General features: G+C 52.4%; 5 protein-coding genes and 1 pseudogene. 2 read left to right on the top strand and 4 right to left on the bottom strand.

The features are described from left to right. Together VFS25_RS16485 and VFS25_RS16480 are read left to right on the top strand one after the other, a co-directional pair. A pseudogene (locus VFS25_RS16485) lies at positions 1-739 on the top strand (hypothetical protein); the annotation flags it as partial. 96 nt (positions 740-835) lie between these two features. Continuing rightward, complete coding sequence (locus VFS25_RS16480) at positions 836-2,386, top strand: hypothetical protein (protein WP_326463265.1); 1,551 nt, start codon at positions 836-838, stop codon at positions 2,384-2,386. Positions 2,387-2,518: 132 nt separating this feature from the next. On the opposite strand, the gene VFS25_RS16475 is transcribed toward VFS25_RS16480, so the two are convergent. The 4 genes from VFS25_RS16475 to VFS25_RS16460 form a co-directional block, all read right to left on the bottom strand. Continuing rightward, on the bottom strand, positions 2,519-3,628 hold the full coding sequence (locus VFS25_RS16475; RefSeq protein ID WP_326463264.1) for a glucose 1-dehydrogenase: 1,110 nt from the start codon (positions 3,626-3,628) through the stop codon (positions 2,519-2,521). Between the two features lie 64 nt (positions 3,629-3,692). After that, entirely contained in the window at positions 3,693-4,589 is an 897-nt protein-coding gene (miaA, locus tag VFS25_RS16470) for a tRNA (adenosine(37)-N6)-dimethylallyltransferase MiaA (protein WP_326463263.1), read from the bottom strand. 96 nt (positions 4,590-4,685) lie between these two features. Then, positions 4,686-5,255: an IS1096 element passenger TnpR family protein gene (locus VFS25_RS16465; protein WP_326463262.1), complete on the bottom strand. Its 570-nt coding sequence runs from the start codon at positions 5,253-5,255 to the stop codon at positions 4,686-4,688. Between the two features lie 111 nt (positions 5,256-5,366). Next, positions 5,367-6,803, bottom strand: coding sequence for a CCA tRNA nucleotidyltransferase (locus VFS25_RS16460; protein ID WP_326463261.1), 1,437 nt, complete (start codon positions 6,801-6,803; stop codon positions 5,367-5,369). Positions 6,804-6,850 lie beyond the last annotated feature (47 nt).

The raw sequence follows: 6,850 nt of genomic DNA, 5'->3' as shown, positions 1-6,850 counted from the left end.
ACGCAGGATAGACCGTTTTCACAACCCTTCTTATACCGGATCTTATTATAACGACGGTACCCCCAATGTATACGTAAACAACTATTACGGCAGCGGTTTTGGCTACAGCCCGTATTACAGCTACTGGGGCGGTGGCTTTGGCTACCCGTACTACAGCAGCTACTGGGGTCCTTCCATCAGCATTGGACTGGGCTTCGGATGGGGCAGTGGCTGGGGCTACAGCCCGTTCTATAGCCCGTGGGCTTATTATAATCCCTGGTACAGCCCGTACTACGGCAGTTACTGGGGCGGCGGCTACTACGGCCACTACTACCCCGGCGCTTACGGATATTACTCTGCACCCAGCCGTGGGCTGCGCTCACGCGGCAGCTTCGGCGGTTACAGCAACAGCCGGGTAATTGGCACCAGCGGCCGTAGCAGCAGCAGCGATTACCGCCCGCGCAGGATATTCTCCAGCCCGAACAACGGCTACAGCAACGGCAGCAATAACAACGGTTACCGCCCGCGCAGGGTGTTCCGCTCCTCTCCGAGCGAGTCCCCGACCGTAAACCCGGGTAACAGCGGCGGCAGAAGAATATTCTCCGCTCCTCAAAGAAGCAGCGCACCGCAACGCACCTTTACGCCGCAGCGTACTTTTAGCGCACCGCAGCGTACGTTCAGCGCGCCCAGCCGGAGCTACAGCCCGCCTTCAGGTGGCAGCAGCGGCGGCGGTGGCCGTACTTTCCGTAGCAGAAACTAATTTTCAGCTTATTCCCGATACAAAAACAAATACCCTGGCATCAAACACCAGGGTATTTTTTACTCCATACCATACTATCTCAAAAAAGCTAAAAGAATGATCAGAAAAGTTGCGTTGACCTTTGCCCTGGCCGGGATTTGTTATGCTGCAGGCGCCCAAACAATTGCCGATGCATTACGCTACAGCACCACCAATCCCACCGGTTCATCCCGTATACTGGCTACCGGCGGTGCTGCCGGCTCCCTGGGCGGCGATTACAGCTCCATGTTCGTTAACCCGGCAGGCGTGGCCTTTTTCAAAACCAGCGAAGCGGGGTTTTCCCTGGGCTTCCAGAACACTTCCAACACCGGTACTTACCTGGGCAGCACCGGCAGCGATAACCGGGGTAACCTGTATATTAACAGCGCCGCCTTTATTTTCGGCGGCCGTAAAAAACGCGCTACCAGCAAATGGGAGAATATTTCCGTTGGCCTGGGCATTAGCCGTACCAATAATTATAACGACCAGGTATATTACCGGGGCGTAAATAAAGAATCATCTTTTTCGGATAACTACCGCATACAGCTGCGCGGGGTTACTGATCCCAACGTGCTGAGCTCAGACCCGCAATATGCGCACGGGGCCGACCTGGCCTACGCCACTTACCTGATAGGACCGGAAACCACCAACGGGCAGCCAAACGGCTCCTGGGGAAGCGTGGTGCCCGTGGCCAGCGGCATTACACAGGAAAATACCCTGCTGACCAAAGGCGGTGCCAATGAAATTAACCTTTCCGTGGGCGGCAACTATAACGACCAGTTTTATATTGGCGGCAGCATAAACATACCGCAGTTCCACTACGAAAGCACCCGCACTTTCCGGGAAACCAATACCTCCGACCCACAAAGCCCGCTGAACTACTACGATGTAGTGGAAGACCTTACCACCGACGGTGTTGGCTTTAATACCAAGGTGGGTATTATTTACCGGCCGGTGGCGCCCCTGCGTGTAGGCCTTACGTATGTATCGCCTACCTGGGCTTCATTTACGGACAACTATATCACCAGCATGGTAACCGACACCAAGGATTACGGCGTAAATGCCGCCAACTCTACAGAAACCAATAACGGTTACTCCGACGAGTCGAAGTATAATGTTACCACGCCCATGAAAGGCATTGCCAGCCTTAGCTACATTTTCCGCCCGGCCGGCGGCGATATGACCAAACCTTCGGGCTTTATTACCGCGGACTACGAGTACATGAGCTATGCTGCCATGAAAATGAAGATGAAGAACGGCGGCCCGAATGACCAGGCCGACTCTGAAGCGCTGAACCAGGCCATAGATAATACTTACCAGGCAGCTTCCAACTTCCGTGTAGGCGGTGAGCTGAAGCTGAACATATTTGCCATCCGCGCAGGCTTTGCCTATTACGGCAATCCTTACAAGATGGAAGGTATGGACGGTTCCCGTAAATTTTATACCGGCGGCTTAGGCTACCGCAACCGCGGCCTGTACCTGGATGTGGCGCTCGTGTACGGCGACTACTCCCGCCAGAGCCAGCCTTATACTATATTGGCTAATCAGGAAAATATTTCTTCTCCCCCGCCGGCAGACATAAAAACCAAGGTTGCGAATGTAACGGCAACGGTGGGATTTAAATTCTAATTAATAATTAAGAATTAATAATTAATTGATTGAAGCGAAGGGAAGAGATTTGAGTAAGAGAGAAGAGGAACGATTGGGATATTATGAAAAGGCGTGGGCGGTGCTGACAGCAGTGCCCACGCCTTTTCCGGGTTATTCATCCGCCCACTGTACCACTGCCTTTATTTCATTAGGGGAATGATTTTTGAGCGCGGTTTCAAATTCAGTATGCGGCACGCGGGTGGTAATTACCCGGCTGATAGCCTGCGGCCATTGCTGCATGCTTTGCTCAAGGTATGCCACTGCCTGGCTGAAGTGGCGCAGGCTGGCGTTTACGCTGCCCAATACTACCTGGTTTTTGAGCACCAGCTGCTGCATAATATCACCGCCCATTACTGTTATGGACCTGCCGGCTTCGGGTATGCCGGTTATTACATAAATGCCGTTAGGGGCCAGGGCGTCAATCAGCTGCACCTGCAGCTTAGCCACGCCGGTAGCTTCAAAAATGAAATCCATTTCACCACAGGTAGTATCAATATCCGTTGGCTTTAGCTTGCGGCCATCAATATAACTGCCGCCAATTTCTTTCAGCAGCTGCGGGCGCAGGGTAGCTTCATCCACCACATCCAACCCCAGCACGTGTGCGCCACGCAGGCGCAGGGCAAAAGCAGCCAGCAGGCCTATAGGTCCCAAACCGGCCACCATTACCCGCTTCCCGGCCAGCCAATTCTTATCCTGGTCAAAATCACTGATCCTGGCCTGTTGTATAATCAACGCTTCATCTATTGCCTTTGCCGCTACAGACATTGGTTCTGTAAGCACGCCGATGTCTTTTATCTTCCCCGGAATTTTTACCAGGTATTGCTCTTTATCTACCACATAAGGCGTTTGATAGCCGTCGGCGCCCTTGATGCCTCTTTCGGTATAACGGCCGGTATAGCACATATCGCTGCGGTTGTTGAGGCATGCCTTGCATTGGCCGCATCCCCGGCGCACGGTAAAAGCGCCGTAATCGCCCGGCTTTACAGCCGTTACGCCGCTGCCTGTTTCCACTACCCGGCCAAACATTTCGTGGCCTATTACCAGCTCTTTTTTTCCCGGGGGCGCATCGGCGCGGCCACCGTTTACTTCTTCACGGTCTGTACCGCAAATACCTATCTGTAAAACGCGGAGCTTTACCTCATCCGGTGCGCTGATACGGGGTTCCTGCCGGTCAACCAGGCTGATACCCACCACATGCGGCACAATAGAAATCGCTTTCATGCTGCTTGGTTTTTTAGATACTCTTGTGCAGCAATATACATTCCATAAAAAAACGGGGAAGCGCTCACAGCTGCGCCTGTACGTATTCCAGTATGGCTTTGTGGTCACGGGCGTCGAACCAGTGAATGCCAGGATCTTTGCGGAACCAGGTAAGCTGGCGTTTGGCATACTGGCGGGTATGGGTTTTAATAAGCTCCACGGCGGTTTCCAGGGAGGTGCGGCCATCGATATAGTCAAATATCTCCTGGTAGCCTACGGTTTGCAGGGCGTTGTGCTTACGGTAAGGCAATACGCTTTTTACTTCGGCAACCAGGCCGGCTGCTATCATATGATCAACCCGCGCATGAATGCGCTGGTGCAGCAATTCTTTGGGCAGGGTAATGCCTGTTTTAATAATGCGGAAATTACGCTGCGCATTGGGCGAAGTTCTGAAAGTAGTAATGGAGCGCCCTGTGGCGGTGAGCACTTCCAGCGCGCGCAGCAGGCGCATAGGATTTTGTGTTTCTGCTATGGCATAAAATCCCGGGTCGTGCTGCTGCACCTGCTGCTGCAGCCAGGCCAGCCCCTGCTGCTCATATTGTTCATTCAGCTGCCGGCGGATGCCGGGCGGTATGGGCGGCATTTCATCAATGCCTTCGAGCAACGCCTTTACATACAAGCCGGTGCCGCCGCACAAAATGGCTACATTATGCTTTGCAAATATTTCCCCGGCATATTGCAGGGCCAGTTTTTCAAACAGGCCGGCGCTTACCTCTTCCTGTATGGAATGCGAGTTGATAAAATAGTGCGGGATGCCCTGCATCTCCTCCTGGGTGGGCTTGGCGGTGCCGATGCTCAGCTCCCGGTAACACTGACGGCTATCCGCAGAAATAACGGCGGTATTAAAAGCCTGCGCCAGCTGCACTGCCAGCGCTGTTTTGCCGGAAGCAGTAGGGCCAGTGACTGAGATAAGCGTATGCATGAATGAATTACGATTCGTAATTATTCGCATTCATAATAATTATATAGGCGCTCATGTCCTGTTTAGCGGGATCGTAATTGAATAATTCGTAATTGATTAAAACTCGTCTGTTGCTGCTTCTTCGCCATCGTCCTCCATATTATCTTCCTCTTCCTCCCCTTCTTCGCTAAAGCCATCTTCAGTAAGGGCTTCCTTATTGAGGTCGTATTTTTCCTCCATCTCCACCAGCTTATCGCCAATGAGTCCTTTGGTACCGTACTGGCTGGGGGCCAGGCCTTCCCTGCGCACGCAAAAAGGGTACATCATCTTTGAATTTTCCTCTTTGCTGATGCCTATCAGCTCTACCAGGAAGGTCCAGTTCTTTGCGAAGTCATAGAGGTATATGAATTTCTGGTTAGGGTCCTTTACGGCAGCGGCGATGGTAGTATCTGCCATCAGCAGGGGCTCTGCTTTACGGGGAATATTGTCTTTTTCGAGTATGATCTCTCTTCCGCGCTGCCAGTTATCGTTGCTGCGGAAGAAAGTAGCTTTATGTTTCGTATCAAACTCAAATGATTGCAGTATGCTTTGGTGGAATTGTAAAAAGGTTTGGTTGGGCTTAATAGCAATATCCCTGTAAACACTTTCATCTTCTTCCCAGTAAACTCTGAATTTTAAAACCGGCATGACAATAATGTTATAGGTTTTATTAATGTTTTAGTAACAATGCTGGCTTTATTGCCGCAAAAATGGTGCTTATTTCCAAATTCATCCTTAGCTCCGGTAAATTTACCAATTTTATTTAACCGGGTGCAGGTTCATGGCCGCGGCCTTTTCGAGCATAAAGGCGTAGGCGGCTTCATAAGTATTCGGTATTTCGCCGTCCAGTATTGCTTCGCGGATGGCGTTTTTCAGGTCGCCCACCTGCCGGCAGGGCGACAGGCCGAATGTTTCCATAATTACCTCACCGGTTACAGGCGGCTGCCAGTTGCGAATACGGTCGCTCTCCTCTACTTCCTTCAGGCGTTGCCGTACCAGCTCAAAGTTCTCCAGGTAGCGCTTTACTTTTGCGCGGTTCTTGGAGGTAATATCGGCTTCACAAAGCATCATCAGCGCATCCAGGTCGTCGCCGGCATCGAACAGCAGGCGCCGTATAGCCGAATCCGTAATATTCTCCTTTGTGAGGCTAATAGGCCGCAGGTGCAGCTCCACCAGCTTTTTTACAAAACGCATTTTCTCGTGCTGCGGCAGCTTCAGGCGGGCAAATATACGGGGCACCATTTTACCTCCCACCGCATCGTGGCCGTGGAAGGTCCAGCCGTGGGCCGGCTCAAAGCGTTTAGTGGCGGGCTTGCCGATATCGTGCAGCAGGGCGGCCCAGCGCAGCCACAGGTCGCGCGTGTGGCGCGATATGTTATCCACCACCTGTAAGGTGTGGTAAAAATTATCTTTATGGCCTTTGCCATCCACCATTTCCACGCCTACCAGGTCTATCATCTGCGGGAAGATGATTTTCATTAAACCGCCGCGGTACAGGAGATCGAGGCCTACGGATGGTTTGGCGGAGAGCATGATCTTATTTAACTCGTCGGTTATACGCTCCTGCGATACAATCTTTATCCGGTGCGCATTTTCCTGTATGGCGGCAAAGGCCTGGGGGTGGATGGTGAACTGCAGCTGGGAGGCAAAGCGGATAGCACGCATCATGCGCAGGGGATCGTCGCTGAAGGTTTGCACAGGCTCCAGCGGCGTGCGGATGAGCCGTTGGTCCAGGTCGGCCAGGCCATTAAAGGGATCGAGCAGGCTGCCGTAATCTTCTTCGTTCAGGCTAATGGCCAGGGCGTTGATGGTAAAATCACGGCGCAGCTGATCATCCTGCAGGGTGCCGGCTTCCACTTCGGGGTTGCGGGAATGATCGCGGTAGCTTTCCTTACGGGCGCCTACAAACTCTATTTCCAGCTCGTTCCACCGGATTTGCGCAGTGCCGTAGGTTTTAAAGAAGCTTACCGGTACATGCTCTCCCAGCTGCGCCGCTACCTTGTGCGCCAGGGCAATGCCATCGCCCACGCACACCACATCCATATCTTTTGTATTGCGGTTCAGTATTTTATCCCGCACAAAGCCGCCTATCAGGTAGCAGGGCACGCCCAGGTCCCGGGCAGCCAGCGCTACCTGCTCCAACACTTTACGCTCCTGCAGTGTACAAGGGATGTCTATAGGCCTTCTGCTGATCATACTTTAAAAAGAATATAAAAACCGCAAAAGTATTTCAATTAATTAAT

The sequence above is a fragment of the Chitinophaga sp. genome (assembly GCF_035761305.1).
GTDB lineage: Bacteria > Bacteroidota > Bacteroidia > Chitinophagales > Chitinophagaceae > Chitinophaga.
The sequence above is the reverse complement of the archived record's forward strand: the minus strand, read 5'-3'. Positions and strand labels throughout refer to the sequence as shown.

Coding starts and splice junctions, on each gene's coding strand:
- VFS25_RS16460 (WP_326463261.1), bottom strand. CDS start 6,803: ATGATCAGCAGAAGGCCTATAGACATCCCTTGTACACTGCAGGAGCGT.
- VFS25_RS16465 (WP_326463262.1), bottom strand. CDS start 5,255: ATGCCGGTTTTAAAATTCAGAGTTTACTGGGAAGAAGATGAAAGTGTT.
- miaA (WP_326463263.1), bottom strand. CDS start 4,589: ATGCATACGCTTATCTCAGTCACTGGCCCTACTGCTTCCGGCAAAACA.
- VFS25_RS16475 (WP_326463264.1), bottom strand. CDS start 3,628: ATGAAAGCGATTTCTATTGTGCCGCATGTGGTGGGTATCAGCCTGGTT.
- VFS25_RS16480 (WP_326463265.1), top strand. CDS start 836: ATGATCAGAAAAGTTGCGTTGACCTTTGCCCTGGCCGGGATTTGTTAT.